Origin of the sequence: Aeromonas sp. FDAARGOS 1406 (assembly GCF_019048565.1) — a bacterium.
Classification (GTDB): domain Bacteria; phylum Pseudomonadota; class Gammaproteobacteria; order Enterobacterales; family Aeromonadaceae; genus Aeromonas; species Aeromonas caviae.
The window spans coordinates 3,634,149-3,659,118 of record NZ_CP077378.1; the positions used below are offsets into that span (position 1 = coordinate 3,634,149).

The window sequence follows — 24,970 nt, forward strand, 5'->3', positions numbered from 1 at the left end:
CATGGTAGAGGTGTTCGGGGACGCTATCCGCAAAAATGAGTGGGAGAGTCTAGCACAACCCCTGTGGCGGGCCGAGCAGATCCGCAGCATGGAACGGCGCTGGGCCGAGCAGGAGGGGCTTCCCCTCTATGTGCTGATGGAGCGGGCCGGGACTGCGCTGTGCAACTATGCCTGTCACCACTGGCCCGACAGCCGTCAGTGGTGGATCTTCGTCGGCCCTGGCAACAACGGTGGGGATGGCTACGTGCTGGCCCGCCTTGCCCGGCGCATCGGCCTCGAGCCTCTAGTGATTGCCGCCCGGGCTCCCGGCCTGCTGAGGGGAGATGCCAGGCGGGCTGCCGAAGAGTGGCTCGCATCGGGGGGGGGCGTGACCATGGCCGAGGATCTGCTTCCCGCCACGCTGCCGCCGCCGGATCTGGTCATAGACGCACTGCTCGGTACCGGCGTCCAGCTTCCCCTCTCCTCGTCAATGACAAAGATCGTCGCAACAATCAATGGCTTGAACGCGCCCGTGCTGGCGGTGGATCTCCCCTCCGGTCTCAATGCCGACACCGGCCGCGCCATGGGCGCACTGGTGCGTGCCACCCGCACCCTCACTTTCATCGGCATCAAGCAGGGCATGCTCACCGCCGACGGGGTGGACGGAGTCGGCCACCTCGACCGGGATCCCCTGGGAGTGACGCCGGGGGAGGAACGGGTTCCCGCTGCCGAGCGGATCGATTATCCCAGCCTCAAGGGGTTGCTGACCCCGCGCAGGCGCTCGGCTCACAAGGGACACAGCGGCAAGGTACTGCTGACGGGGGGGAACCTCGGCATGCAGGGGGCCATTCTGCTGGCGGGTCAGGCCTGCCTGCGGGCGGGGGCGGGATTGGTACGCCTGCGCCAGCACCCGGATTGCCCGGCGGCCAGCCTGGTTCAACCCGAGCTGATGGGATGCCCGGCGGACATGGATGAAGGGTGGGCATCGGTGCAGGTACTGGGCCCCGGGCTCGGTCAGGATGGGTGGGGCCGGGCCCGGTTCGAACAGGGCATCGGAGCCGCCGTGCCACTGGTATTGGACGCCGATGGATTGAATTGGCTGGCGCAGGCCCCCCGTCATCAGGATAATTGGGTGCTCACGCCCCACCCCGGGGAGGCGGCTCGCCTGCTGGGTTGCTCCATCGCCGAGGTCGAGGGGGACAGGTTTGCGGCCGTCTCGCGACTGCAACAGCGCTACGGTGGTGTGGTGTTGCTCAAGGGGGCGGGGTCGCTCATCTGCGACGGCAGGCGCATTTCCCTGTGCGACGAGGGCAACCCCGGCATGGCCAGTGGCGGCATGGGTGACCTCTTGTCTGGTATAATCGCCGCCCTTCTGGCTCAGGGCTGGTCTGCGGGCATGGCCACCCGACTCGGGGCCGTGATCCACGCAGAGGCCGCCGATCTGGCCGCTGCCGAGGGTGAGAGGGGCATGCTGGCATCGGATCTGCTGCCCTGGATCCGTCGTCTGGTCAATCCGACACAGTAACAAGTAACAAGAAGAACATGGCAAAAACCTTGATGATGACACTGCCGGACGAGGCAGCAACAGTGGCGCTGGGTGGCCGTCTGGCAAAGGCGTGCCAACAGGCCACCACGGTATTTCTGCACGGTGCCCTCGGGGCCGGCAAAACCACCCTGACCCGAGGCTGGGTGCAGGGACTGGGTCATGAGGGCAAGGTCAAGAGTCCGACCTATACCCTGGTGGAGCCCTATGAGCTTGCCCAGTGGCAGGTCTATCACTTCGATCTCTATCGACTGGCCGACCCGGAAGAGCTGGAGTTCATGGGCATTCGCGACTATTTCGCCGCCGATACCCTCTGCCTGGTGGAGTGGCCAGAGAAGGGCGAGGGCTGGCTGCCAGCCCCGGATCTCGAGATCACCCTGAGTTATGCAAACGAGCAGCGCGCGGTGCAGATTGATGCCCGCACTGCTATCGGCGAAGCCATTCTGGAACGGTTGTCATCTCAGTGCGCGTGATCCTTGTTTTTGTTCTCTCCCTGATGGCATTGCCCACCTGGGCCAATCAGCTCAAGAGTGTGCGGGTGTGGCCATCACCGGACAACACCCGGGTGGTGCTCGACATGAGCAGCGCCCCCAATTTCAACTACTTCACCCTGACCGGTCCGAACCGTCTGGTCATCGACCTGAAAGGGGCGAGCAACGCCACCAACCTGGCCCGCATCGAGAACAAGAGCGAGCTGGTGCGCAAGATCCGCGAGAGCACGCCGCTGGAGAAGGGCGGCCTGCGACTGGTGCTGGATCTCGGCTCTGCCATCAAGCCGGTGGTCTTCCCGCTGGCGCCGGCAGGTCCCTATGGCCACCGTCTGGTGATCGATCTTCCCTATGAAGAGAAGGGGAGCGCTGCGGCGCAGCCCGCTCCCGTCGGGGGGCACGGCAAGGCCATCGTCATCGCCATCGATCCTGGTCACGGCGGGGAAGACCCGGGCTCCATCGGCCCGCGCCGCACCTACGAGAAACGGGTGACCCTGGCGGTCTCCCAGAAGCTGGCGACCCTCATCGACCGGGAGCCCGGCATGCGCGCCGTGCTGACCCGCCGTGGCGACTACTTCGTCGATCTCAACAAACGCTCCGAGATTGCCCGCAAGGCCAAGGCAGACCTGCTGGTGTCAGTGCATGCCGACAGCTTCCACAACTCGACTCCTCGCGGCGCCTCCGTCTGGGTGCTGTCGACCAACCGCGCCAACCGCGAGATGGGTAGCTGGCTCGAGAAGCAGGAGAAACAGGGGGAGCTGCTGGGAGGCGTTGGCAAGGTATTGGCCGAGTCTGATCCCAACCCCTATCTGGCGCAGACCTTCCTGGATCTCTCCATGGACAAGTCCAGGGCCGAAGGCTATGACGTCAGCCGCCAGATCCTGCGCTCGCTCGGCCGGGTGGCCAGATTGCACAAGAAGGCGCCGGAACATGCGAGTCTGGCGGTGCTGAAGGCGCCGGACATCCCCTCGGTACTGGTGGAGACGGGCTTTATCTCGAACCACGCTGAGGAGAAGCTGCTGGCCACTGCCAGCTATCAGGATCAGCTGGCCCGGGCCATCTTCGAGGGGATCCGCAACTATTACCGCAGTCATCCGACCAAGGGGCCCATGCTCACCGGCAAGGGCCAGGTTGCTGCCCCGCCGCGTCAGGCGCCTGCCAGCAAGCCGGTCGCTGTCAGCAAGCCGGCTGCCCAGCCAACGCAGCAGGTCGTAACCAACCGGATGCCGGCGAGCGAGCCCTATCGCGTCGGTGAGGGCGGCGCCCCGGTCAGCAGCGTCGACAGCGCCTCCGGTGCCGGCGTGATCAAACCTTACAAGGTCGCAGCCCAGGAGCCGAGTGCGCCGGTAGCCAGCGTGCAGAGCAACGACAAGTCCAACATGATCCGCCACGTGGTCACCCGTGGCCAGAGTCTCTCCCGTCTCGCCGAGAAACATGGGGTGAGTCAGGCGCGACTGGTGGAGATCAACAAGCTCAAGTCACGGGACATCCAGATAGGGCAGGTGCTCTATATTCCGCGAAAATAGCGCGGGCTGAAGAACGCCGCCCTTCTCTGCCGATGGCAGGGAGGGGCGGTGAGCGTTGATGGCGCCAGGTCCACCTCTTCCCCTTTTTCATCTGCAGGAGCAAGCGATGCCAATCCGTATATTGCCGCCGATTCTGGCCAACCAGATTGCTGCCGGTGAGGTCGTGGAGCGGCCCTCCTCCGTGGTGAAGGAACTGGTGGAAAACAGCCTGGATGCGGGGGCTGACCGGGTCGAGATCGACATCGACAAGGGAGGCGCCAAGCTTATCCGCATTCGTGACAACGGCTGCGGTGTCGCCAGGGATGAGCTGGTGCTGGCGCTGTCGCGCCACGCCACCTCCAAGGTGGCGACCCTGGACGATCTGGAAGGGATCAACAGCCTGGGCTTTCGCGGGGAGGCGCTCGCCTCCATCAGCTCCGTCTCCCGCCTCACCTTCACCTCCCGCACGGCAGAGCAGAGCGAGGCCTGGCAGGCCCAGGCGGAAGGGCGTGAGATGAGCGTCACCGTCAAGCCGGCAGCCCACCCGGTGGGCACCACGGTGGAGGTGGTGGATCTCTTCTTCAACACCCCGGCGCGGCGCAAGTTCATGCGCAGCGAAAAGACCGAATTTGCCCACATCGACGAACTGGTGCGCCGCATCGCGCTCTCCCGCTTCGACGCTACCCTGATCCTGCGCCACAACGGCAAGGTGGTGCGCCAGTACAAGGCGGCCAACACGGTGGCGGAGCAGGAGCGCCGCCTCGCCGCCGTCTGCGGTTCCCCCTTCATGCACCATGCCCTGGCGGTATCGAGCGAACACAGCGACGTGCGATTGTGGGGCTGGCTGGCCACCCCGGCAGGAGCCAGGCCGCAGAACGACCTGCAATACACCTATGTCAATGGCCGCATGATGCGGGACAAGCTCATCAATCACGCCATTCGCCAGGCCTATGACGAGCTGCTGCCCGCCGATCGCTTCGCGGCCTATGTGCTCTATATCGAGCTGGATCCCCGCCAGGTGGATGTCAACGTCCATCCGGCCAAGCACGAAGTGCGTTTCCATCAGGCGCGTCTCATCCACGATTTCATCTTCCAGGCGCTGTTCACCGCACTGCGCCAGGACGGGGCAGGGAGCGCCACCGATGCCCCCCTGGCCGAGACCCAGGTCGAGCTGCCGGGCAGCCCGGAGGTCACCTATCCGGGTCAGGCGCCGCGCACCGAGTGGTACGGTGCCGAACACGGCTATCGAGCTCCTGCCCCTGCGCGAGATGGCGACGGCGTGCGGGAAGGCAGTGGTGGCAGGGGAGGACACTACCAGCCTCCCGAACCCCCGAGCCGGGCCGCCATGCGAGGCATGGGCGCCTTGCTCACCACCCTGCCCGAGGTGGCGATGTCGGCATCCCGGCCCGTAGCCGAGAGCGGTGCCGTCGAGACGCCAGCCCGAACGGGGGAGTGGCGCGCCCTGAGCCTGGTCGAGCAGGCCTATCTGCTGATGGAGCGTCAGGGGCAGCTGGCGCTGCTCTCCCTGGTGCGCGCCGAGCGTCTGTTGTTGCGCCACTGGCTGCTGGATGCCTGGGGCCAGGGGTTGGCGGCCCAGCCTTTGTTGCTGCCGGTCTCCTTCAAGCTGCCGAAAAACCTGGTCGCCCTGGTGGAGGAGCGGGAACGTCTGCTCAAACGTATGGGGCTGGAGTTGAAAAGCGGGGGACGCGACACCATGATCCTGACTCGGGTGCCCGCCCTGCTGCGCCAGACCGATCTGGCCCGTCTCTTACCCGAATTGTTGCAACTGGTCGAGAGCGGATCTGACAGTGATGCCGATGCGCAGGCTGGAGTACTATGCCAGTGGTTGGTGGAACAAGGCATAAGTGCCGAAAAAATATACGATTTTGCCACTGCCACCCGGTTGTTGACGGAACTTGTTGCCGATTTCAGTGACCAACTGGCAGACGTTCGCATGGTGCGTCCGTTGCCGCTGGCGAACGTGCTGGCCGAGTTTGCCGATGGCAACTGACGGCGTCTCGTCGTCTGCTGCATCCATATGACCAGTTTTATGCCGGCTCGCCCGTGAAGGGGCGGCCGAAGGGAGTGTTTAACGTGGCTGACTTGCCGACTGCAATTTTTCTGATGGGGCCGACGGCCTCCGGCAAGACGGATCTCGCCATTGAACTGTGCCAGGCCCTGCCCTGCGACATCATCAGCGTGGACTCCGCGCTCATCTATCGCGGCATGGACATAGGCACAGCCAAGCCGACGCCAGCCGAGCTGGCACAGGCCCCGCACCGGCTGATCGACATCCTGGATCCCGCCATGAGCTATTCGGCGGCGGATTTTTGCAAGGATGCCCTGCGGGAGATGAAAGAGATCGCCGACCGTGGTCGCATTCCGCTGCTGGTGGGCGGCACCATGCTCTATTTCAAGGCGCTGCTGGAGGGGCTTTCTCCGCTGCCTTCCGCCGATCCCGCCATTCGTGCCGGCATCGAGGAAGAGGCTGCCCGCCTCGGCTGGCAGGCGCTCCATGACGAACTGGTGCGCATCGACCCGGTGGCCGGTGCCCGCATCCACCCCAACGATCCCCAGCGCCTGTGCCGGGCGCTCGAGGTTTACCGCATCAGCGGCAAGACCCTCACCGAGCTGACCCAGGTACAGGGAGAGGGGCTGCCCTACCGGGCGCTGCAGTTTGCCATCGCGCCGAGGGATCGGGCCGTGCTGCACCAGCGCATCGAACAGCGGTTTGACAAGATGCTGGGCAGCGGCTTCGAGCAGGAGGTCAGGGCGCTTTACGAGCGGGGGGATCTCACCCCGGATCTTCCCTCCATTCGCTGCGTGGGATACCGCCAAATGTGGGACTACCTGGCGGGGGAAGTGGAGTATGATGAGATGCGTTATCGCGGCATTGTTGCCACCCGCCAGTTGGCCAAGCGTCAGATGACCTGGTTGCGCGGTTGGCCTGATGTGACCTGGTTGGAATCTGGTGAGTCTGGCAATCTGGCCAGGGTCGTCGCCCAAGCTGGTCCGGCTTGACACTCCTGTATAATCAGGTTGTTATATTGAATATCCGGTGTTTAAAAACAACAAACTATAAGGAAAAGAAAGATGGCTAAGGGGCAATCTCTCCAAGACCCGTTTTTGAATGCGCTGCGCCGTGAGCGTATTCCTGTTTCTATCTATTTGGTGAACGGCATCAAACTGCAGGGTCAGATCGAATCGTTTGACCAGTTTGTCATTCTGCTGAAGAACACCGTGAGCCAGATGGTCTACAAGCACGCCATTTCCACCGTGGTGCCGGCCCGTGCCGTCAACCATCACCAGCACGCCCCGGGCGCTGCCGGTGAAGAGCAGGGTGAAGCCGAGGCGTGATATCCTGCGGCGAGTTCACTCGCCAAATCAGATCCATCATGATACCTGTCAAGGAGCAAGCGCTTGTTTGACCGTTACGAAGCTGGTGAACAGGCCGTTCTGGTACATGTCAACTTCAGCGATGAGGGCGAGCGGGAGGATCTGGACGAGCTCAAGATGCTGGTGAGCTCGGCCGGGGTCAATGCACTGGGGGTGATCACCACCAGTCGCAGCGCACCCAGCGCCAAATTTTTTGTCGGCAGCGGCAAGGCGGAAGAGATCGCGTCCCAGGTCCAGATGCTGGACGCCGATGTGGTCATCTTCAACCATGCCCTGACCCCCGCCCAGGAGCGCAACCTGGAGCGTCTGTTCCAGTGCCGGGTCGTGGACAGGACTGGCCTTATCCTCGATATCTTCGCCCAGCGCGCCCGCACTCACGAAGGCAAGTTGCAGGTCGAACTGGCCCAGTTGCGCCATCTTTCCACTCGTCTGGTGCGAGGCTGGACCCACCTTGAGCGACAAAAGGGGGGGATCGGTCTGCGCGGCCCGGGTGAAACCCAGCTTGAAACCGACCGACGCCTGCTGCGTGAGCGCATCAAGGCCATTTTGCGCCGCCTCGACAAGGTGGCCAAGCAGCGGGAGCAGGGGCGCCGTGCCCGCAACCGCAACGAAGTGCCGACCGTTTCTCTGGTGGGGTATACCAACGCCGGAAAATCCACTTTGTTCAACCAACTTACAGATGCCAGCGTGTATGCTGCCGACCAATTGTTCGCAACCCTGGACCCCACCCTGCGCAAATTGGTGATCCAGGATGTGGGTGATGTGATCCTGGCGGATACAGTTGGATTTATTCGGCACTTGCCCCATGATCTGGTCGCGGCCTTCAAGGCGACCCTGCAGGAGACTCGCGAAGCGGACCTGCTGCTGCACGTGGTGGACTGCGCCGATGAACAGATGCAGGAGAATATCGAGTCGGTCCAGCGTGTGCTGGCCGAGATCGAGGCGGATGACCGTCCCCAACTGATGATCTGCAACAAGATCGACAAGCTGGGGGATCGTCCAGCTGGTCTTGAACGGGATGAGGCTGGACGACCGGTGCGAGTCTGGTTGTCGGCCCAGACCGGCGAGGGCAGTGAATACCTGTTCCAGGCACTGACCGAACTGCTGGCCGGCTCCATGGTGCATCACACCCTGCAACTGCCCCCTTCCGCCGCCAGACTGCGCAGTGCGCTCTATCGGCTGAAAGGTATCGAGCAGGAAGGTTTCAGCGAGGAGGGGGACTTTGTGCTGGAAGTTCGCCTGCAACTGGCTGACTGGAACCGCCTCATGAAACAAGAAGGTGAGAGTTTACAACGCTTTATCAGGCATTGATGGGTCGATGAATATAACTGGTTTGCTGATTTCATCGCCCCTCTGTTGCCCGATAGAGATGATATCCATCCGCATGTATTAATGGAGACGCTGATGGCTTGGAATGAGCCTGGTAACAATGGCAAAGACCGTGACCCCTGGGGGAACAACGGCAAGAATCAGGGCCCCCCTGATCTGGACGAGATGCTTCGCAAGGTGAGCCGTCGTTTTGGCGGTCTGCTCGGTGGTGGCAAATCCGGTGGTGGTGACGTCGGCAAATTCGGCCTCTCCATCGCCTTGGTGGTGGCCGTGGTGGTGTGGGTCGTCAGCGGCTTCTACACCATTCGCGAAGCCGAGCGGGGCGTGGTGCTGCGCTTTGGTGAATACTCCCACAACGTGGATCCCGGCCTGCGCTGGAAACCGACCTTCATCGACCGGGTGATCCCGGTGGACGTGGAGTCTGTCCGTTCCCTGCCGGCGTCCGGTTTCATGCTGACCCAGGATGAGAACGTGGTGCGGGTCGAGATGGACGTGCAGTATCGCGTGGTCGATCCCGAGCAGTACCTGTTCAGCGTGACCAATGCAGACGAGAGCCTGAGCCAGGCCACGGACAGCGCCTTGCGCTACGTGGTGGGTCACACCCGGATGGACGATGTGCTGACCACGGGTCGTGAGAAGGTGCGTCAGGAAACCTGGCAGGTGATCGACAGCATCATCGAGCCTTATCAGATGGGTCTGCAGATCGTGGACGTCAACTTCCTGCCGGCGCGTCCGCCGGAAGAGGTGAAGGATGCGTTTGATGACGCCATCTCCGCCCAGGAGGATGAGCAGCGTTTCATCCGTGAAGCGGAAGCCTATGCCCGTGAAGTGGAGCCCAAGGCTCGTGGCCAGGTCAAACGTCTGGAGCAGGAGGCCGAAGCCTACAAGTCCCAGATCGTGTTGAAGGCCAAGGGGGAAGTCGCTCGCTTCAACGAGCTGCTGCCCCAGTATCAGGCCGCGCCCGAGCTGACCCGTGATCGTATCTACCTGGAAACCATGGAAGAGCTCTATCAGCAGGCCAACAAGGTGGTGGTCGACATGCCGGCTGGCAACAACAGCATGATCTACCTGCCGCTCGACAAGCTCTCTGGCAAGGCGAATGCCGTGCAACCGGCACGTCCTGCGGGCACCCCGGCAGTCGAGGCGGCGCAGCCGTCCAACGAAGGGGCCAACTCCACTCCGACCCCGCTGCGTGGCGGTGATCGTTTCAGCACAGGGAGAAACTGATAGATGAAAAAGCTAGCTATTGGTGTCATCGCTGTGGCCGCCATGGTCTGCTTCTCTTCCATCTTCATCGTCGATGAAGGACAGAAGGGGATCGTGGTGCAGTTTGGCAAGGTGAAACGGGTCGACTCCGGTGAACCGCGCCTGTACGAGCCGGGCCTGCACTTCAAGGTGCCGCTCATCGACCAGGTACGCAAGATGGATGCCCGCATCCAGACCCTGGAAGGTCAGGCGGATCGCTTCGTTACGTCCGAGAAGAAGGATCTCATCATCGACTCCTACGTGAAGTGGAAGATCGAGGACTTCTCCAAGTACTACCTGGCGACCGGTGGTGGCAACAAGATCCAGGCTGAAGACCTGCTCAAGCGCAAGATCAACAACGGCCTGCGTTCCGAGATCGGTAACCGCACCATCAAGGACATCGTCTCCGGCGAGCGCAGTACCGTGATGGAAGATGCCCTGATGAAGATGGCGCGCTCCTCCGAGCTCGGCATCAAGGTGGTGGATGTGCGCATCAAGCAGATCAACCTGCCGGTTGAAGTTTCCAGTTCCATCTATCAGCGGATGCGTGCCGAGCGGACCGCGGTTGCCCGTGAACACCGTTCACAGGGCCGCGAGCAGGCCGAGATCCTGCGTGCCGACATCGACCGCAAGGTGACCGTGATGATCGCCGACGCCGAGAGTAATGCCCGTCAACTGCGTGGTGAAGGGGATGCCGAAGCCGCCAGGATCTATGCCGACAGCTACAAGAAGGACCCGGAGTTCTTCAGTTTCGTGCGCAGCATGGAGGCCTATCGCAAGAGCTTCGCCGGTGGCAACGACCTCATGGTCCTGAAACCGGACAGCGAGTTCTTCCGCTACCTCAAGTCGCCGCACGGCAACAAGCAGTAAACATGTGTTGATATGACCCAAGGGCCTGATGATTCAGGCCCTTTTGTTTGCCGGCCACAGACCGGCAGGGGAACAGGGATAGGGAGAGGTGATGCTGACATCCATGTTGATGGGGCTGGGGTTGCTGCTGCTCTTCGAAGGATTGGGGCCCTTGCTCGCTCCCAGGGCATGGCAGCAGATGCTGCGCCTGCTCGGGGAGTTGCCGCCGGAACAGCTGCGCCGCATCGGCGGCTGTCTGGTGGTGGCTGGTGGTGTCATCTTGTGGGCGTTGGCCCGTTAGAGCCTGTGTTGATACGACAGTGGCACGGGGAATTCGGACAATAAAAAAGAGGCCAGAGGGCCTCTTTTTTATTGTCCGCCGGCTGGCATCAGGCGCTGCGCTGCACCGCCATGTGGGCCAGGGTCTCCAGCGCTTGCTTGTGCCGGGAGTCAGGCAGGATGGCGAGGGCGGCGATGGCCTTGTCAGCCTCTTCCCGAGCCCGCTGGCGGGAGTATTCGAGAGCTCCGGTGCGATCCAGGATGCCCAGAATACGCTCCAGGTGATCCATACCGTTGCGGTGCTCGATGGCATCGCGCACCAGTTGACGCTCTTCCGGGGTACCCACTTCCATGGCGCGCAACAGCGGCAGGGTCGGCTTGCCTTCGGCCAGATCGTCACCCACGTTCTTGCCCATCTCCTCGCTCTGGGAGCAGTAGTCCATCACGTCGTCGATGATCTGGAACGCGGTACCCAGGTACTTGCCGTAGTCGGTCATGGCCTGCTCGACGGGCTCGGGCTGATGGGTCAGCACGGCGGCGAGTCGGGTCGCGGCTTCAAACAGCTTGGCGGTCTTGCAGTAGATGACCGTCATGTAGCTCTCTTCCGTGGTATCCGGATCGTTGCAGTTCATCAGCTGCAGCACTTCTCCTTCGGCGATGGTGTTGGTGGCATCGGAGAGGATCTCCATCACCTTCAGGTTGGAGAGTTCGCTCATCATCTGGAAGGAGCGGCTGTAGAGGTAGTCACCCACCAGAACACTGGCGGCGTTGCCAAACAGGGCGTTGGCGGTTTCCCGGCCGCGGCGCAGGTCGGATTCGTCGACCACGTCGTCGTGCAGCAGGGTGGAGGTGTGAATGAACTCGATGATGGCGGCCAGTTTCAGGTGATCTTCACCCTCATAGCCCAGTGCGCGTGCGGCCATCACGGTCAGCATGGGGCGCATCCGTTTTCCGCCCGCACTGACAATATAGAAACCCAGCTGGTTGATCAGGCTGACATCGGACTGGAGTCTCGCCAGGATCAGTTCATTGACCGCCGTCATGTCGGCGGCACAGAGCGCACGGATAGTCTGTTGGTCCATAAGTCTCGTAACGTGACGGCAGCATTTACTGCGTTTTTAGCAATGGCGGGGATTCTACACGATTTCACAATGGGTTACAGTTAGGCGTTTATTCACGGGGGCAGATATGCGCACAAAATAAACTTTTTGCTAAATTGGCCTTGCCTCGGCAAATCGTTCTGCGTAGAATGCCCGCCCATTGTTATAGGTTTTTGTGCGTGTCTGGCCTTGAGCAAAAGACACGCCTTTACGGAGTTAATCAAATGTACGCGGTATTCCAAAGCGGCGGAAAACAACACCGTGTGGCCGAAGGTCAAATCGTTCGTCTGGAAAAGCTGAACGTTGAGACTGGCGCTACCATCGACTTCAACGAAGTGCTGATGGTTGCTGCAGGCGACACTTTCAAAGTAGGTGCTCCTTTCGTTGAAGGTGGCAAAGTTGTGGCTGAAGTTGTGGCTCACGGCCGTGGCGAGAAAGTGACTATCGTCAAGTTCCGTCGTCGTAAGCACCACCGTAAGCAAGCGGGCCACCGTCAGTGGTTCACTGAAGTCAAAATCACTGGCATCAGCGCTTAATTAGAGGAGTCCGATAGATGGCACACAAAAAAGCTGGCGGTTCATCCCGCAACGGTCGCGATTCTGAAGCTAAACGCCTGGGCGTGAAGCGTTTCGGCGGCGAAACAGTTCTGGCTGGCAGCATCATCGTTCGTCAGCGCGGCACCAAGTTCCACGCTGGTGAGAACGTTGGTCTGGGCAAGGACCACACTCTGTTCGCTACCGCGAACGGTAAAGTGCAGTTCGAAGTTAAAGGTCCGCAGAATCGTAAGTACGTCAGCATCGTTGCTGAGTAATTACGGACCGCAAGGATCCGAAGCCCCGCCAACCTGGCGGGGCTTTTGTTTTTCTGATGAGTTTGACGAAAAAACGGCACGCGGATGAGCCGGCGCTGACAGCCCTCATCGGCCAGATGCGCCTCGCCCGAAGGGGCCCGTATCACTATAATTGCGTATCGGTTTTTCGAATTAAGGTGACGGTTACCTATGAAGTTTGTTGATGAAGTCCAGATTCGAGTCGATGCCGGTGACGGTGGTAACGGTTGTGTGAGCTTCCGCCGCGAGAAGTACATCCCGAACGGCGGCCCGGACGGCGGTGACGGCGGTGATGGTGGCGACGTGTATCTGGTGGCCGATGAAAACCTGAACACCCTGATCGACTACCGTTTCGAGCGCTTCCACGCCGCCGAGCGTGGCGAGAACGGCCAGAGTGCCAACTGTACCGGTCGTCGCGGCAAGGACAAGATCCTGCGCGTGCCGGTGGGAACCCGTGCCACCGATGAAGACACCGGCGAACTGCTGGGGGATTTGACCAGTCACGATCAGAAGCTGCTGGTTGCCAAGGGCGGCTTCCACGGCCTTGGCAACACCCGCTTCAAGAGCTCGGTCAACCGGGCGCCGCGCCAGAAGAGCAACGGCACCCCGGGTGAAGTGCGTACCCTGAGGCTGGAGCTGCTGCTGCTGGCAGATGTCGGCATGCTGGGTCTGCCCAACGCAGGCAAGTCCACCTTCATTCGCGCCGTTTCTGCGGCCCGTCCGAAAGTGGCAGACTACCCCTTCACCACCCTGGTACCGAACCTGGGTGTGGTACGCGGTGAAAACTCCCGCTCCTTCGTCATTGCCGACATTCCCGGCCTCATCGAAGGGGCTGCCGAGGGCGCAGGCCTGGGTATCCGCTTCCTCAAGCACCTGGAGCGTTGCCGCGTCCTGATCCACCTGGTGGATATCTGCCCGGTGGATGGCTCCGATCCTGCCGAGAACGCCGTGACCATCGTCCGGGAGCTGGAAAAATACAGCCCCGAGCTTGCGGGCAAGCCGCGCTGGCTGGTGTTCAACAAGATGGACCTGATCCTGGAAGAAGAGGCTCAGGAAGTGATGGACAGAGTCAAGGCAGCCCTCAACCACGAAGGTCCGGTCTACGCCATCACCGCCATCAGCAAGGAAGGCACCAAGAAGGTGTGCTACGATATCCTGGATCTGCTGGATACCATGCCTCGTCAGCTGGCGGAAGATGCCAGAGACGCCATCGAGAAGGTGGAGTTCAAGTGGGACGACTATCACAAGAACCAGCTGGCCAAGGCGGAAGCCGATGCCCTGGCGGCGTCCAAGGCCTTCGATGATGGCTTGGACGATGACGACTGGGACGATGAGGACGACGACGGCGTCGAAGTCATTTACGTTCGCGATTGAGCATCATGTTCGTGACAAGACCGGAGCCAGACAGGCTCCGGTTTTTTTATGGGAGGATCGACGGGGTCACCCTATAGATATATTTTTCATGTCTCTTATTGCCTGACAGTGGCTGCGGATTATACTGCGCACCTGAATGTAACCTGTATGAAACATTATGCTAACCATTCAAATTGAATCGATATGCATGACTGTTTTGGTTTGTTCTTATGGATGGTTCGCCTGATAAAATATTTATGCTTGAAATGATCAATTAACGGCTTGTTTGTGCAGTTTTTTGGGTTATTCTTGCGCCCGTTTTCCGGGCGAGGGCGTGAGTATGCAGGCGGCCCGGCTGAAGGAAAAGTCACATTTAAGGCTGTTTATATGTTGGAAAAGACCCTGGAAGCACCGGCAATCCGTACTCGCCGCAACGTGCTGATGTTTTTGATCCCGTCACTGATCGGGATCCTGCTGTTCATGACCCCGGTCATCTATGACGGCAATGTCACCATTCCCGTCGCCGTGTTGGCGAAGCTGGTTCAAACGGTGTTTGCCGATCATCTGGTGGCCATGGTCAGCGCCATCATCACCACCACCATGCTGATGACCCTGATCGCCTGGCTGTTCAAACCGGCGATCCTGGTGAAACGCCCCTTCCTCAACAGCCTGTTCAACGTCTCCCCCTTCTGGGCGTGCGTGCGGGTGCTGGGCGGGGTCTTCGTGCTGTTGACCTTCTTTGAAGCCGGTCCCGAGGTACTGCGCTCAGGGGCGACCGGCGGCCTGGTGCTGCACGATCTGCTGCCGGTACTGTTCTCCGTCTTCATCTTTGCGGGTCTGCTGCTGCCCTTGCTGCTGGATTTTGGTCTGCTGGAGTTTGTCGGTACCATGATGACCCGCATCATGCGTCCGGTGTTCCGTCTGCCGGGTCGTTCTGCGGTGGACTGCTTCGCCTCCTGGCTCGGTGATGGCAGCGTCGGGATCCTGCTGACCAGCAAGCAGTATGAAGGCAAGTTCTACACCCAGCGGGAAGCGGCCGTCATCGGTACCACCTTCTCCGCCGTCTCCATCACCTTCTGTCTGGTGGTGATCTCCCAGGTGAAGCTGGAGCATATGTTCGTCCCCTTCTACCTGACCGTCTGCCTGGCCGGTGTGGTGGCCGCCATCGTGGTACCGCGCCTGCCGCCGCTCTCCTGGAAGAAGGATGTCTACAGCGACGGTACTCCCCTGTGCCGCAAGCAGGAGGCAATCCCCCATCAGCACAGCGTGCTGAGCTACGGCTACCATCGTGCCCTGACCAAGGCCGACAGCATGACGGATCTCGGCGCCGTGGCGCGTGAAGGGGTGAAAAACGCCCTGGACATGGTATTTGGCGTGCTGCCGGTGGTGATGGCCGTCGGGACCTGTGCCCTGATGCTGGCGGAGCACACCCCAGTGTTCAACTGGCTGGGGGCGCCCTTCGTGCCTTTGCTCGAGCTGCTGCAACTGCCGGAGGCGGAAGCCGCTTCCAAGACCATCATGGTGGGCTTCGCCGACATGTTCATCCCGGCGGTGCTGGCCTCCACCATCGAGAGCGACATCACCCGCTTCGTGATCGCCGCCATGTCGGTCACCCAGCTCATCTACATGTCGGAAGTGGGCGCTCTGTTGCTGGGCAGCAAGATCCCGGTCAAGTTGTGGGAGCTGTTCGTCATCTTCCTGCTGCGCACCCTGGTCACCCTGCCGGTGATTGCCGGTGTGGCGCACCTGCTGTTCTAAGGGGCGCAGTGGAACGAAAAACGGTCAACCCGGGTTGACCGTTTTTTTTATGGGCGAGTGCCAGCGGAAGGTCAGTGTGATCCTGCCAGCAGGGCCTGGCATTCTACCTCGTCCAGCTGCTCGGGGGCGAGGAAGCGTCTGGCGTAGTCCCGCCAGATGCCGCTCTCGATGAAGAGGGCAAACAGGGCCGGGTCTATGTGCTGTTCCTGCACCATCTTCACCATGATGGCCAGGGACTGGGAGACCGTCTTGCCTGACTTGTAGGGGCGATCGCTCGCCGTCAGCGCCTCGAAGATGTCTGCAATGGCCATGATGCGGGCTGGAATGCTCATCTGTCCCCCTTGCAACTGGCGCGGATAGCCCGTGCCGTCCATCCGTTCGTGATGGCCCCCCGCAATCTCCGGTACCTTGCGCAAATGGCGGGGGAAAGGAAGCTTCTCCAGCATGCGTATGGTCTGGATGATGTGATCGTTGATCTTGTAGCGCTCCTCTTCGGTGAGGGTGCCGCGGCCGATGGCGAGGTTGTAGCGCTCCCCCCTGTTGTAGAGGTGGGTGGGCACCCGCACCTTGAAGCCCCATGGGTTGTGTCGGGCGAGATTGTCGTGCTCGGGGCGAGGGATGAGATGGACCGCCTTGTCGGCGAGCAGCGACTCTCGGCAGGGGAGGGGAGAGGGGGCCTCCTGGTGGCGCTTGCGCTCCTCCTGACTGATGCCGAGCCGATCGTCCAGAGTGCGCAACCAGGTGCGGCTGGCAATGGTATCCAGCCTGGCGAGCTTCTCCGGCGCCATCCACTCGCCCCCCAGATTGCACTCGGCCACGAAGGCGAACTCCTGATCCAGGGTGTGCCAGAGGGGGGTTACAGCCTTGAGGGCGGCCTGCTGCCCGGATGGAGGCAGCAGGGCGCAGAGCGCCTCGATGTGAGCATCCCGCTTGAGCACCTCGAAGCGGGTGCGGATCTCGTGGATCCTGTCGTAAATGGTCTCGAGTTTGGTCGCCTTGTCCACCACGAACTCCGGGGTGGTGACCTTGCCGCAGTCGTGCAGCCAGCTCGCGATATGGATGGCCTCCCACTCCTCTTCGTTGAGCCGGAAATCGGCAAAGGGCCCCGTCTGCTGTGAGCAGGCAGCCTGGGTCAGCATCCTGGCCAGTTCCGGCACCCGCTGGCAGTGGCCGCCGGTGTAGGGGCTCTTGGCATCGATGGCACCGGCGATGAGCTCGATGAAGGCTTCCAGCAGTTGCTTCTGCTCCTCCAGCAGGCGCTGGTTTTCGATGGCGGAGGAGGAAGTGCCCGCCAGCGCCTCGATGAGGCTGATGCGCGAGGCCAGTTCGCGGGCCGAGCAGTCTGGCAGGATCAGCAGCAGGCAGCCGATCAGCTCCTGACGGTGGTTGTGAAGGGGCTCGACCAGCAGTTGGCAGGCACCAGGGAAGGGGCCCCAGTCGGTGAGGTAGCGGGCCCACTGTGCCTCGTCGAGGGGCAGGCAGAGGCGCTCCGTGTGGTAGAGACCGCCGAGCAGCGCCGCCTGCCACTGTACCTGTTCGCACGCCAGCGGCTGCCCCTGCCAGATGGCGTGAACGGCCTGCATCTCGCTCTCCTGGGCCAGGAAGAGGCAGCCGCCCTCGGCCTGGGCAGCCGCCACCGTCTCGTGCAGGATGCGGCTGAGCAATGAATCGAAGCGATGCTCTGCCGCCAGCGCCCGGCCCATGTTCATGAAATTGCCGAGGGTCAGGCGCATGCTGGACATGGCGCGGGCGAGGTCGTCAATTTCGCGGATCGCCGAATCCGGCCCCGGGCTTTCGCCAAAGTCGAAGTGCTGGATCCGCTCAGCCTCCCCGGTCAATACCAGCAAAGGGGCGGCAGTGCGCCGGGCTGCCAGCCAGATGACGGGCAGCAGGAGCAGCAGACCGGCAAGGGCCCAGGCGAGATTGTGCAGTGCATCCTGGCGCGCCGGGGCGGTGAGCACCTCGGTGGGCACCAGGAGGGCGAGATAAAACGGAGACTCTTCCCCGAGGGAGGAGAGGTTGACCAGCCACTCCTGACCCTGAACCGTTGCCAGGGTCAGCTCGGCGGGGTGATGCAGCAGGGCTGGCCGCGCGGCCATCTCCTGTTGCAGCCTGGTGAGAATGGGGTGATTGAGGGCCGACAGCATGGGCAGGCGGCTCAGTTGCTCGAAGCTTGGAAGGCGCTCGGGATCCGTGGCCAGCAGGGTCCCGACCTCGTCAAACAGCACCAACTGGCTGTGACCGGGCAGGGGCAACTCGCCGATGAGGGAAGAGAGCCCCTCCATGCCCGCATCGAGTCCGATCACCGCCCGGCGATCGTCGCTCTCCACCGCCAGTGTCATGCCTGGCTCCCGGGTAGTGAAGAAGAGGTAGGGGTGGGTCACTATGATGCCGGTGTTCCAGCGCGCCTCCTTGTACCAGCCCCGATCTCGCGGATCGAAACGGTAATCCGGCATGGGGCGCCGCTCCAGCAGCCGCAGCCGCTGGTCGAAATAGAGGAACTCTCCCTGTCCCTGATGCAGGCTCTGGACCAGCAGGCGGCTCTCGGGCGGAGGCGCCTCCAACGCCCCTCTCGCCCGTTCGGTCAGCTTGCGTACCAGAAAGAAATCGCCGTCCTCGTAACCGGCATAGATGGCGCCGTAACTGGTGCTGTTGGCCAGTACTTCTGCCAGATGGGGCAGGAAGGCTAGCCGCGTCTCCAGCCCTGTCATGGCGGACAGCTGGCCGCTGCGCAGCAGATTCAGGGACATGCGGGCCGGTCGCTGGTTCAGCTTGATGGCGAGGGCAAGCTGCTCCCGGTATTGCTGGAAGCTCTGACGTTCGTGCTCCAGCCCCTGCTGCATGCCCTGCTGGAACTGCAGCACGATGAGGGCGCCCCCCAGCAAGGAGAAGAGCAGGATGAAAAGGGTGGCAATGTATACGTAAAAGGGTCTGCGACTGAGACTTGCGTTTGTCATGGACGGATCCTTGTCCCCTGGCGATCGCCGTATTGGTCACCTAACAGTGTGCTTGCTGGATGACAAAAAGCCTAGGACTCGATCTTGCGCTCTTCGGCCCGAAATCAACAGTCGGCCTCCGGGCTGCCCCCTTGCCCTGTGGTGAGATGATTCGTTCAGATATCTCGTGCTACATTGCTCCCCTGATAAACGCCCTGTGAACCAATGGAGTGTCCCATGTCTGTCGTCCCCTATTCCGTGCTGGATCTGGTGCCCGTTCCCGAAGGTGGTCTACCGGCCGAGTCGTTTCGCCACTCGCTGGATCTGGCTCGCCATGCGGAGCGCTGGGGCTACCACCGCTACTGGCTGGCGGAGCACCACAACATGCCGGGCATTGCCAGCGCCGCCACAGCGGTGCTGATTGGCCACCTGGCCGGGGGGACCACGACGTTGCGGCTCGGGGCTGGCGGCATCATGTTGCCGAACCACTCCCCCCTGGTCATTGCGGAGCAGTTCGGCACGCTGAGTTCCCTCTATCCGGATCGCATCGATCTCGGCCTGGGCCGCGCCCCTGGCAGCGATCAGCGCACCATGCAGGCGCTGCGCCGCCAGCGCAGCGGCGAGGTGGATGACTTCCCGGCGGATGTACGCGAACTGATGAGTTATTTTGGCGACGAGGTCGGTGCCGTGCAGGCGGTGCCGGGTCAGGGACTCCATGTGCCCATCTGGCTGCTGGGCTCCAGCCTCTACAGTGCCCAACTGGCTGCGGCCATGGGGCTACCGTTCGGCTTTGCCTCCCACTTCGCTCCCGCCATGTTGCTGCAGGCGCTGGAGATCTACCGTACCCAATACCGTCCCTCTGCCCGCTGGCCCAAACCCCATGCGGTGGTGTGCGTCAATCTGATCGCCGCCGACACCGATCGTGAGGCCCGCTTCCTGTTCACCACCCTGCAGCAGCAGTTCCTGCGTCTCTACCGGGGGGATGCCGGCAAGCTGCCACTGCCGGTGCAGACGCTGGGGGATGAGTGGTCTCCCCGCGAATTGATGGCGATGGAGCAGACTCTGGCTCGCTCCCTGGTGGGGGAGCCGGATCGGGTACGCCACGGCCTCAAGGCTCTGCTGGCAGAGACCGGAGCGGACGAGCTGATGTTCAACGGTCCCATCGTCGATCATCAGGCGCGCCTGCGCTCCTTCGAGATTGGTGCCGAGCTGATGCAGGGGTTGTAACCCCCGCGACGCCTGGCCGCCAGCGGCACGCCAAGCCTGGCTGCTCGGGGCGCAAAAGCCACGATTGCGTGGTAGTAACTTTATGATTTTTAAAGGAAGTCAGGGGAGTGTCGGCCATCTGTCGTGTCGCCTATCATCCCCTTTCCCTATGCTGGCCCTGTCAATCACCACAAGGAGCGCAAGATGATCGTCAGGAAGTTGAGATTGCAACGGGGATGGTCCCAGGAACAGCTGGCGACCCTCACTGGCCTGAGCGTTCGCACCATTCAGCGAATAGAGCAGGGCCAGCAACCCGGACTGGAATCCCTCAAGGCCCTGGCCGCCGTCTTCGAGCTCGATGTGACCCAACTGCAGGAGAGCGAGATGAAAGGGAATGAGGGCGAAGATCGGGGACGCGTGCAGGTGGCGCGGGATGAGCGGGAGGCGATGAAGTTCGTGGAGGGGCTCAGGGGCTTCTACGGCCACCTCATGAGCTATGTGCTGGTGATAGGGGGGCTGTTTGTCATCAACTACCTGAGCAACCCGGACTATATCTGGGCCTGGTGGCCCATGCTGGGATGGGGGTTGGGGCTGGCTTCTCACGCCATCAACCTGTTCCAGCCCTTCAAGCTGTTTGGCCCGGAATGGGAGCGGCGCCAGGTCGAGAAACGGCTGGGGCGCAGGCTCTGATCCGCTGATCATGAAAAAACGGGCCCGGCATTGCCGGGCCCGTTCTGTTTTCAGCCCCATTTCGCAGGAGAGGGCATTGCGCTCCTCTCAACGGCGGATCATTCCCTTGTTCCGCAGAGAACCGATCTACTTGGCATAGGCCGGGCAGGGGGTGGCGATCAGGGCGTCGTCCTCGTAGCGCCACAGGGTGAGGCTGTTGCCCCAGACGCACCCGGTGTCGAGTCCCTTGATATCGGATTTGCCGGTGTTGCCCATCAGGGCCGCCCAGTGGCCGAAGACCAGGATGGGGTCATCCACATGGTGCTCGCGCTGCTCGAACCAGGGGCGCAGGCCCGGGGTCGATTCGGTGGGGCCCTTCTTGCATTTGAAGTCGAGGCGCCCGTCGAAATAGCAAAAGCGCATCCGGGTGAAGCTGTTGATGATGTAGCGGTAACGCTCTATGCCCAGCAGGTTGTCGTTCCAGCTGTCGGGCTGATCGCCATACATGTTGTGCAGCAGCCAGCTGTACTGATCCCCGCGCAGCAGACTCTCCACCTCCCGGGCACAACTGCGGGCGGTGTGGGCGTCCCAGGCGGGGGAGAGGCCCGCATGCACCATCATGATGGGCAGGTCGGGGTGTTCTGCCAGCAGGGGACGGTGACGCAGCCACTCCAGCAGCTCGTCCCGATCCGGCGCCTCCATCAGCGCCTGCAACTTGTCTTTCTTCTTGAGCGGGGCGACCCCGTGGGCCACCGCCAACAGGTGCAGGTCGTGGTTGCCGAGCACGGTGACGGCCTGCTGCCCCAGTGATTTGACGAAACGCAGGGTGTTGAGGGAGTCCGGCCCCCGGGCGACCAGATCGCCGCACAGCCAGAGCGTGTCGTTATCGAAGTCGAACTCGGCAAGATCCAGCAGACGGCGCAAATCGTCGTAGCAGCCCTGGATATCACCGACGAAACAGTTCGCCATGAAACCTCAGTTGATTATGTTGGGGACGGCCAGCGTGAAGGGGGCGATGGGGGCTTCGAATTGTTGCCCCGATTCATCCTGCAGGATGTAGCTGCCTTCCATCACGCCAAGCGGTGTGGCGAGGGGAACGCCACTCTGGTAGGAAAAGGTCTCGCCGGGGGCGATCAGGGGTTGTTCACCGACCACGCCGGGACCTTCCACTTCCAGCATCTTGCCATTGGCATCCGTAATGAGCCAGCGTCGATGCAGCAGTTGCACCGTGCCCGGACCCAGGTTCTCAATCTCGATGCGATAGAGAAAATGGTAGGGATCTGCGGTTCCCGCCACATAGCTGGGGTGGGGGCGGACCACTATCCGGGCTTGGGTCATGGGATCAGGCCTGTTGCTGGTCGGCCAGCCAGTTGGCGATCGTGACGAACTGCTCGAGGGAGAGATTCTCCGGGCGCAGGTTGCCATCGATGCCAAGCTCGGTCAGCTGGGCGTCGGTGATGAAGTTGGAGAAGCTGTTGCGAATGGTCTTGCGACGCTGGCCGAAGCCTTCGGTGCAGACCCGGTTCAGGCAACGAATGTCTTTCGCGACGATAGTCGGGTTCTTGTGCGGGATCAGACGCACCACGGCGGAATCCACCTTCGGCGCCGGCTTGAAGGCGCCCGGGCCCACTTCCAGCACCGGCACTACCTGACAGTAGTACTGGGTCATCACGCTCAGACGGCCATAGGCCTTGCTGCCCGGGCCGGCGGCCAGACGCAGTACCACTTCCTTTTGCAGCATGAAGTGCATGTCCTCCACCCGGTCGGCAAATTCGCACAGGTGGAAGATGAGGGGGGTGGAGATGTTGTAGGGCAGGTTGCCGAAGATGCGCAGCGGCCCCTTGCCTTCCCCCATCAGGGTGCTGAAGTCAAAGCGCATGGCATCGGCTTCGATGACAGTCAGCTTCTCTTTCAGGGTGAGGTGTTCGCGCAGACGTGCGGCAAGATCCCGGTCCAGCTCGACCACGGTCATCTTGTCCATCTGGGCGGCGACCGGCTCGGTGAGCGCGGCCAGACCCGGGCCTATCTCCACCAGATTCTGACCCGGTTGCGGGTTGATGGCGGCCACTATCTGGTCGATCACATACCGGTCGTGCAAGAAGTTCTGACCGAAACGCTTACGGGCCGTGTGGCCCATGTGCACCTTACTGCTCATATCTTTTTTTCTCTACCATCTGGATGGCGTGGTTGATCGCGGTGGTGAGGCTGCCGGGGTCTGCCAGGTTCTTGCCTGCCAGATCCAGCGCGGTGCCGTGGTCCACCGAGGTACGGATGAAGGGAAGTCCGAGGGTGATGTTGACCGAGTTGCCAAAGCCCTTGTACTTGAGCACGGGCAGCCCCTGATCGTGGTACATGGCGAGTACCGCATCCGCATCCTTGAGGTATTTGTCCTGGAACAGGGTATCGGCCGGCAGCGGGCCGACCAGATCGATCCCTTCCTGGCGCAGGGCGACCAGGGCGGGTTCGATGACATCGATCTCTTCACGGCCCAGATGACCCCCTTCCCCGGCATGGGGATTGAGGCCGCAGACATAGATCCGGGGCTGTTCGATGCCGAATTTGCGCTTGAGATCCGCATCCAGGATGCGGATCACCTTGCCAAGGCGATCCTCGGTGATGGCCTTGGCCACATAGGCAAGGGGAATATGGGTGGTCGCGAGGGCCACTCTCAGCCCTTCGGTGGCCAGCAGCATCACCACATCGGCGGTGTCGGACTGCTGGGCGAAGAACTCGGTGTGACCGCTGAACGAGACGCCCGCCTGGTTGATGATCCCCTTGTGCACCGGCCCGGTCACCACGGCGGCAAATTCGCCGCTCAGGTTGCCGTCGCAGGCGCGCTGCAAGGTAGCCAGCACATAGGCGCCGTTGCCCTCATCCAGCTTGCCTGGCACCACGGGGGCGCCGAGCGGCACGGGGCAGACGGTCAGAGTCCCCGCCCGCTGCGGACGGGTGGGGGCGCTTTCGTCATAGGGTTCAAGCTCGACGGACAGCCCCAGCAGGGCGGCCCGTTCGCGCAACAGGGCGGGATCGGCGATCACAACCAGCTGATGGGGCCAGGCCCGCTGGGCAATCTGCAGGACCAGATCCGGGCCTATGCCAGCCGGTTCACCCGGGGTGATGGCAAGCCGGTGGCAGCTCAGCTGTGCCTCGGCGTGCCCTGGATGCGCCTTGTTCATCTGCTTGTCGCCCATCAATTGGGTTCGATCTGGATGTAGGCTTCGTCGCGCAGCTCATCCAGCCAGGCCTGGGACTCTTCGGCGAAGCGGCGGTTGAAGATGAGCTGGTAGGCGCGTTGCTCCTGGGCCTTGCCGGTGGCGTCCTGGCTGCGGCGCTCCTCGAGCTGCACGATGTGCCAGCCGTGGCTGGTGCGGAAGGGTTCGCTGATCTGGCCCGGTTGCAGGCGCCCCAGCATGTCGCGGAATTCCGGCACATAGACGTTGGGATCAGACCAGCCCAGCTCACCACCCTGCACCGCAGAGCCCGGATCTTCGGAGTATTTCTCTGCCATGCTGGCAAAGCTGGCCTTGCCGCTCTTGATGTCGTGCAGGATGCCGTCCAGGGTGCCCTTGGCCTTCGCCTCGCTCAGGATGATGGAGGGCTTGATCAGGATGTGGCGCGCCTTGACCTCGGTCTGCATGACCTGTTGCTGACCCTTGGTGTCGAAAATCTTGATGATGTGCAGACCGGCGCCGGAGCGCAGCGGGCCGACGATGTCACCCTTGCCGGCCCCTTGCACGGCTTCCGCCATCAGGGTGGGCATCTCCTGCGGGCTCAACCAGCCCCAGTCACCCCCTTCCAGCGCCTTGGGACCGTTACTCTCGGCAATGGCCAGCTTGCGGAAGTCGGCCCCCTCTTTCAGGGACGCCAGAATGCGCTCGATCTTGGCCTTGGCAGCGTTGAGCTGCTCGGCATTCGGGTTGTCCGGCAGCGCGACCTGGATATGGCCGATATGATATGACGTCTGTTGCTGGCCCTGTTTGCTCAGGGCCTCGACCACCTGCTTGACCTCCTGATCGGAGATGTTGATGCGACGGCGGACCTGGCTGCGGCGTACCTCGTTCATCAGGATCTCGCGGCGCACCTCCTCACGGTACTGGGCGTAGGTCAGGCCTTCCCGCTCCAGCTGGGCGCGCAGTTGCTCCAGATTCATCTTGTTGTCGGCGGCGATGCTCTGAATGGCCTGTTCCAGCTGGGTGTCACTGATCTTGAGCCCCTGGCGCTCCGCCAGTTGCAGTTGCAGGCTCTCCTGGATCAGGCGATCCAGCGCCTGCTTGCGCAGGGTGACGTCATCGGGCAGGGACTGGCCGCTCTCCTGGGCAGAGGCCTTGACCTTTTGCACCAGAGCCTCCTGCTGACTGGCCAGCACCACATCCTTGTTGACCACGGCCAGCACCTTGTCCATCAGCTCGGGGGCGGCAAGGGCACCCTGGCTCATGACTCCGAACAGGCCTGCGGTCAGCAGGGAAATCAACGTCTTCTTCATATCCATCTCTCAAGGCGTTTGCC

General features: G+C 62.1%; 23 protein-coding genes. 16 read left to right on the forward strand and 7 right to left on the reverse strand.

Annotated elements, in window-relative coordinates; genetic code table 11:
- Position 1: 1 nt before the first annotated feature.
- The 10 genes from I6L36_RS17240 to I6L36_RS17285 all read left to right on the forward strand — a co-directional run bounded on the left by I6L36_RS17240 (position 2) and on the right by I6L36_RS17285 (position 10,635).
- Entirely contained in the window at positions 2 to 1,504 is a 1,503-nt protein-coding gene (locus I6L36_RS17240) for an NAD(P)H-hydrate dehydratase (protein WP_210600671.1), read from the forward strand.
- Positions 1,505 to 1,521: 17 nt separating this feature from the next.
- Positions 1,522 to 1,995 (forward strand): tRNA (adenosine(37)-N6)-threonylcarbamoyltransferase complex ATPase subunit type 1 TsaE, encoded by a 474-nt coding sequence (tsaE, locus tag I6L36_RS17245; protein ID WP_109111729.1) that lies wholly within the window; start codon positions 1,522 to 1,524, stop codon positions 1,993 to 1,995.
- A gap of 23 nt (positions 1,996 to 2,018) precedes the next feature.
- Positions 2,019 to 3,536, forward strand: coding sequence for an N-acetylmuramoyl-L-alanine amidase (locus tag I6L36_RS17250; RefSeq protein ID WP_254052342.1), 1,518 nt, complete (start codon positions 2,019 to 2,021; stop codon positions 3,534 to 3,536).
- 106 nt (positions 3,537 to 3,642) lie between these two features.
- Positions 3,643 to 5,526, forward strand: a complete 1,884-nt coding sequence (mutL, locus tag I6L36_RS17255; protein WP_109111727.1) for a DNA mismatch repair endonuclease MutL — start codon at positions 3,643 to 3,645, stop codon at positions 5,524 to 5,526.
- A 92-nt stretch (positions 5,527 to 5,618) separates the two neighbouring features.
- Positions 5,619 to 6,536: a tRNA (adenosine(37)-N6)-dimethylallyltransferase MiaA gene (miaA, locus tag I6L36_RS17260; RefSeq protein WP_080770083.1), complete on the forward strand. Its 918-nt coding sequence runs from the start codon at positions 5,619 to 5,621 to the stop codon at positions 6,534 to 6,536.
- A gap of 72 nt (positions 6,537 to 6,608) precedes the next feature.
- Positions 6,609 to 6,872 (forward strand): RNA chaperone Hfq, encoded by a 264-nt coding sequence (gene hfq, locus I6L36_RS17265; RefSeq protein ID WP_011704864.1) that lies wholly within the window; start codon positions 6,609 to 6,611, stop codon positions 6,870 to 6,872.
- A gap of 63 nt (positions 6,873 to 6,935) precedes the next feature.
- Positions 6,936 to 8,222, forward strand: coding sequence for a ribosome rescue GTPase HflX (hflX, locus tag I6L36_RS17270; RefSeq protein ID WP_010673194.1), 1,287 nt, complete (start codon positions 6,936 to 6,938; stop codon positions 8,220 to 8,222).
- A gap of 93 nt (positions 8,223 to 8,315) precedes the next feature.
- A complete protein-coding gene (gene hflK, locus I6L36_RS17275; protein ID WP_010673195.1) occupies positions 8,316 to 9,467 on the forward strand; it encodes an FtsH protease activity modulator HflK in 1,152 nt (383 codons plus the stop codon).
- A gap of 3 nt (positions 9,468 to 9,470) precedes the next feature.
- Entirely contained in the window at positions 9,471 to 10,355 is an 885-nt protein-coding gene (gene hflC / locus I6L36_RS17280; protein ID WP_010673196.1) for a protease modulator HflC, read from the forward strand.
- A 91-nt stretch (positions 10,356 to 10,446) separates the two neighbouring features.
- Positions 10,447 to 10,635, forward strand: a complete 189-nt coding sequence (locus I6L36_RS17285; RefSeq protein WP_010673197.1) for a DUF2065 family protein — start codon at positions 10,447 to 10,449, stop codon at positions 10,633 to 10,635.
- An 88-nt stretch (positions 10,636 to 10,723) separates the two neighbouring features.
- On the opposite strand, the gene ispB is transcribed toward I6L36_RS17285, so the two are convergent.
- Complete coding sequence (ispB, locus tag I6L36_RS17290) at positions 10,724 to 11,695, reverse strand: octaprenyl diphosphate synthase (protein WP_010673198.1); 972 nt, start codon at positions 11,693 to 11,695, stop codon at positions 10,724 to 10,726.
- Positions 11,696 to 11,937: 242 nt separating this feature from the next.
- On the opposite strand from ispB, the gene rplU reads away from it, so the two are divergent.
- The 4 genes from rplU to I6L36_RS17310 all read left to right on the forward strand — a co-directional run bounded on the left by rplU (position 11,938) and on the right by I6L36_RS17310 (position 15,653).
- A complete protein-coding gene (rplU, locus tag I6L36_RS17295; protein WP_005304210.1) occupies positions 11,938 to 12,249 on the forward strand; it encodes a 50S ribosomal protein L21 in 312 nt (103 codons plus the stop codon).
- 17 nt (positions 12,250 to 12,266) lie between these two features.
- Positions 12,267 to 12,524, forward strand: coding sequence for a 50S ribosomal protein L27 (gene rpmA, locus I6L36_RS17300; RefSeq protein ID WP_010673199.1), 258 nt, complete (start codon positions 12,267 to 12,269; stop codon positions 12,522 to 12,524).
- Between the two features lie 189 nt (positions 12,525 to 12,713).
- Positions 12,714 to 13,916, forward strand: coding sequence for an Obg family GTPase CgtA (gene cgtA, locus I6L36_RS17305; RefSeq protein WP_010673200.1), 1,203 nt, complete (start codon positions 12,714 to 12,716; stop codon positions 13,914 to 13,916).
- A gap of 366 nt (positions 13,917 to 14,282) precedes the next feature.
- Positions 14,283 to 15,653 carry a YjiH family protein gene (locus I6L36_RS17310; protein WP_010673201.1) on the forward strand — a complete coding sequence of 457 codons (1,371 nt, stop codon included), beginning with the start codon at positions 14,283 to 14,285 and terminating at the stop codon, positions 15,651 to 15,653.
- A 71-nt stretch (positions 15,654 to 15,724) separates the two neighbouring features.
- Here I6L36_RS17310 and I6L36_RS17315 read toward each other — a convergent pair whose 3' ends face one another.
- Positions 15,725 to 18,610, reverse strand: a complete 2,886-nt coding sequence (locus I6L36_RS17315; RefSeq protein WP_109111726.1) for an HD domain-containing phosphohydrolase — start codon at positions 18,608 to 18,610, stop codon at positions 15,725 to 15,727.
- Between the two features lie 216 nt (positions 18,611 to 18,826).
- Between I6L36_RS17315 and I6L36_RS17320 the strand changes: the two genes are divergently transcribed.
- Together I6L36_RS17320 and I6L36_RS17325 are read left to right on the forward strand one after the other, a co-directional pair.
- Complete coding sequence (locus I6L36_RS17320) at positions 18,827 to 19,816, forward strand: luciferase-like monooxygenase (protein WP_010673203.1); 990 nt, start codon at positions 18,827 to 18,829, stop codon at positions 19,814 to 19,816.
- Positions 19,817 to 19,999: 183 nt separating this feature from the next.
- Entirely contained in the window at positions 20,000 to 20,485 is a 486-nt protein-coding gene (locus I6L36_RS17325) for a 2TM domain-containing protein (RefSeq protein WP_041211140.1), read from the forward strand.
- A gap of 126 nt (positions 20,486 to 20,611) precedes the next feature.
- Here the strand turns inward: I6L36_RS17325 and I6L36_RS17330 are convergent, their stop codons facing one another.
- From I6L36_RS17330 to surA, 5 genes are read right to left on the reverse strand one after another with little or no spacing between them, the layout of a single operon-like run.
- The gene (locus tag I6L36_RS17330; RefSeq protein ID WP_039040022.1) at positions 20,612 to 21,433 is read right to left on the reverse strand and encodes a symmetrical bis(5'-nucleosyl)-tetraphosphatase; all 822 of its coding nucleotides are present in this window, start codon (positions 21,431 to 21,433) and stop codon (positions 20,612 to 20,614) included.
- 6 nt (positions 21,434 to 21,439) lie between these two features.
- Positions 21,440 to 21,802: a Co2+/Mg2+ efflux protein ApaG gene (apaG, locus tag I6L36_RS17335; RefSeq protein ID WP_010673206.1), complete on the reverse strand. Its 363-nt coding sequence runs from the start codon at positions 21,800 to 21,802 to the stop codon at positions 21,440 to 21,442.
- A 4-nt stretch (positions 21,803 to 21,806) separates the two neighbouring features.
- On the reverse strand, positions 21,807 to 22,619 hold the full coding sequence (gene rsmA / locus I6L36_RS17340) for a 16S rRNA (adenine(1518)-N(6)/adenine(1519)-N(6))-dimethyltransferase RsmA (protein ID WP_216986752.1): 813 nt from the start codon (positions 22,617 to 22,619) through the stop codon (positions 21,807 to 21,809).
- Positions 22,609 to 23,604, reverse strand: coding sequence for a 4-hydroxythreonine-4-phosphate dehydrogenase PdxA (gene pdxA / locus I6L36_RS17345; RefSeq protein ID WP_042881321.1), 996 nt, complete (start codon positions 23,602 to 23,604; stop codon positions 22,609 to 22,611). The genes rsmA and pdxA overlap by 11 nt, the downstream gene beginning before the upstream one ends.
- Positions 23,605 to 23,654: 50 nt before the next feature.
- Positions 23,655 to 24,947 (reverse strand): peptidylprolyl isomerase SurA, encoded by a 1,293-nt coding sequence (surA, locus tag I6L36_RS17350; RefSeq protein ID WP_109111725.1) that lies wholly within the window; start codon positions 24,945 to 24,947, stop codon positions 23,655 to 23,657.
- Positions 24,948 to 24,970: the final 23 nt, after the last annotated feature.

Coding starts and splice junctions, on each gene's coding strand:
- I6L36_RS17240 (WP_210600671.1), top strand. CDS start 2: ATGGTAGAGGTGTTCGGGGACGCTATCCGCAAAAATGAGTGGGAGAGT.
- tsaE (WP_109111729.1), top strand. CDS start 1,522: ATGGCAAAAACCTTGATGATGACACTGCCGGACGAGGCAGCAACAGTG.
- I6L36_RS17250 (WP_254052342.1), top strand. CDS start 2,019: ATGGCATTGCCCACCTGGGCCAATCAGCTCAAGAGTGTGCGGGTGTGG.
- mutL (WP_109111727.1), top strand. CDS start 3,643: ATGCCAATCCGTATATTGCCGCCGATTCTGGCCAACCAGATTGCTGCC.
- hfq (WP_011704864.1), top strand. CDS start 6,609: ATGGCTAAGGGGCAATCTCTCCAAGACCCGTTTTTGAATGCGCTGCGC.
- hflK (WP_010673195.1), top strand. CDS start 8,316: ATGGCTTGGAATGAGCCTGGTAACAATGGCAAAGACCGTGACCCCTGG.
- hflC (WP_010673196.1), top strand. CDS start 9,471: ATGAAAAAGCTAGCTATTGGTGTCATCGCTGTGGCCGCCATGGTCTGC.
- I6L36_RS17285 (WP_010673197.1), top strand. CDS start 10,447: ATGCTGACATCCATGTTGATGGGGCTGGGGTTGCTGCTGCTCTTCGAA.
- ispB (WP_010673198.1), bottom strand. CDS start 11,695: ATGGACCAACAGACTATCCGTGCGCTCTGTGCCGCCGACATGACGGCG.
- rplU (WP_005304210.1), top strand. CDS start 11,938: ATGTACGCGGTATTCCAAAGCGGCGGAAAACAACACCGTGTGGCCGAA.
- rpmA (WP_010673199.1), top strand. CDS start 12,267: ATGGCACACAAAAAAGCTGGCGGTTCATCCCGCAACGGTCGCGATTCT.
- cgtA (WP_010673200.1), top strand. CDS start 12,714: ATGAAGTTTGTTGATGAAGTCCAGATTCGAGTCGATGCCGGTGACGGT.
- I6L36_RS17310 (WP_010673201.1), top strand. CDS start 14,283: ATGTTGGAAAAGACCCTGGAAGCACCGGCAATCCGTACTCGCCGCAAC.
- I6L36_RS17315 (WP_109111726.1), bottom strand. CDS start 18,610: ATGACAAACGCAAGTCTCAGTCGCAGACCCTTTTACGTATACATTGCC.
- I6L36_RS17320 (WP_010673203.1), top strand. CDS start 18,827: ATGTCTGTCGTCCCCTATTCCGTGCTGGATCTGGTGCCCGTTCCCGAA.
- I6L36_RS17325 (WP_041211140.1), top strand. CDS start 20,000: ATGATCGTCAGGAAGTTGAGATTGCAACGGGGATGGTCCCAGGAACAG.
- I6L36_RS17330 (WP_039040022.1), bottom strand. CDS start 21,433: ATGGCGAACTGTTTCGTCGGTGATATCCAGGGCTGCTACGACGATTTG.
- apaG (WP_010673206.1), bottom strand. CDS start 21,802: ATGACCCAAGCCCGGATAGTGGTCCGCCCCCACCCCAGCTATGTGGCG.
- rsmA (WP_216986752.1), bottom strand. CDS start 22,619: ATGAGCAGTAAGGTGCACATGGGCCACACGGCCCGTAAGCGTTTCGGT.
- surA (WP_109111725.1), bottom strand. CDS start 24,947: ATGAAGAAGACGTTGATTTCCCTGCTGACCGCAGGCCTGTTCGGAGTC.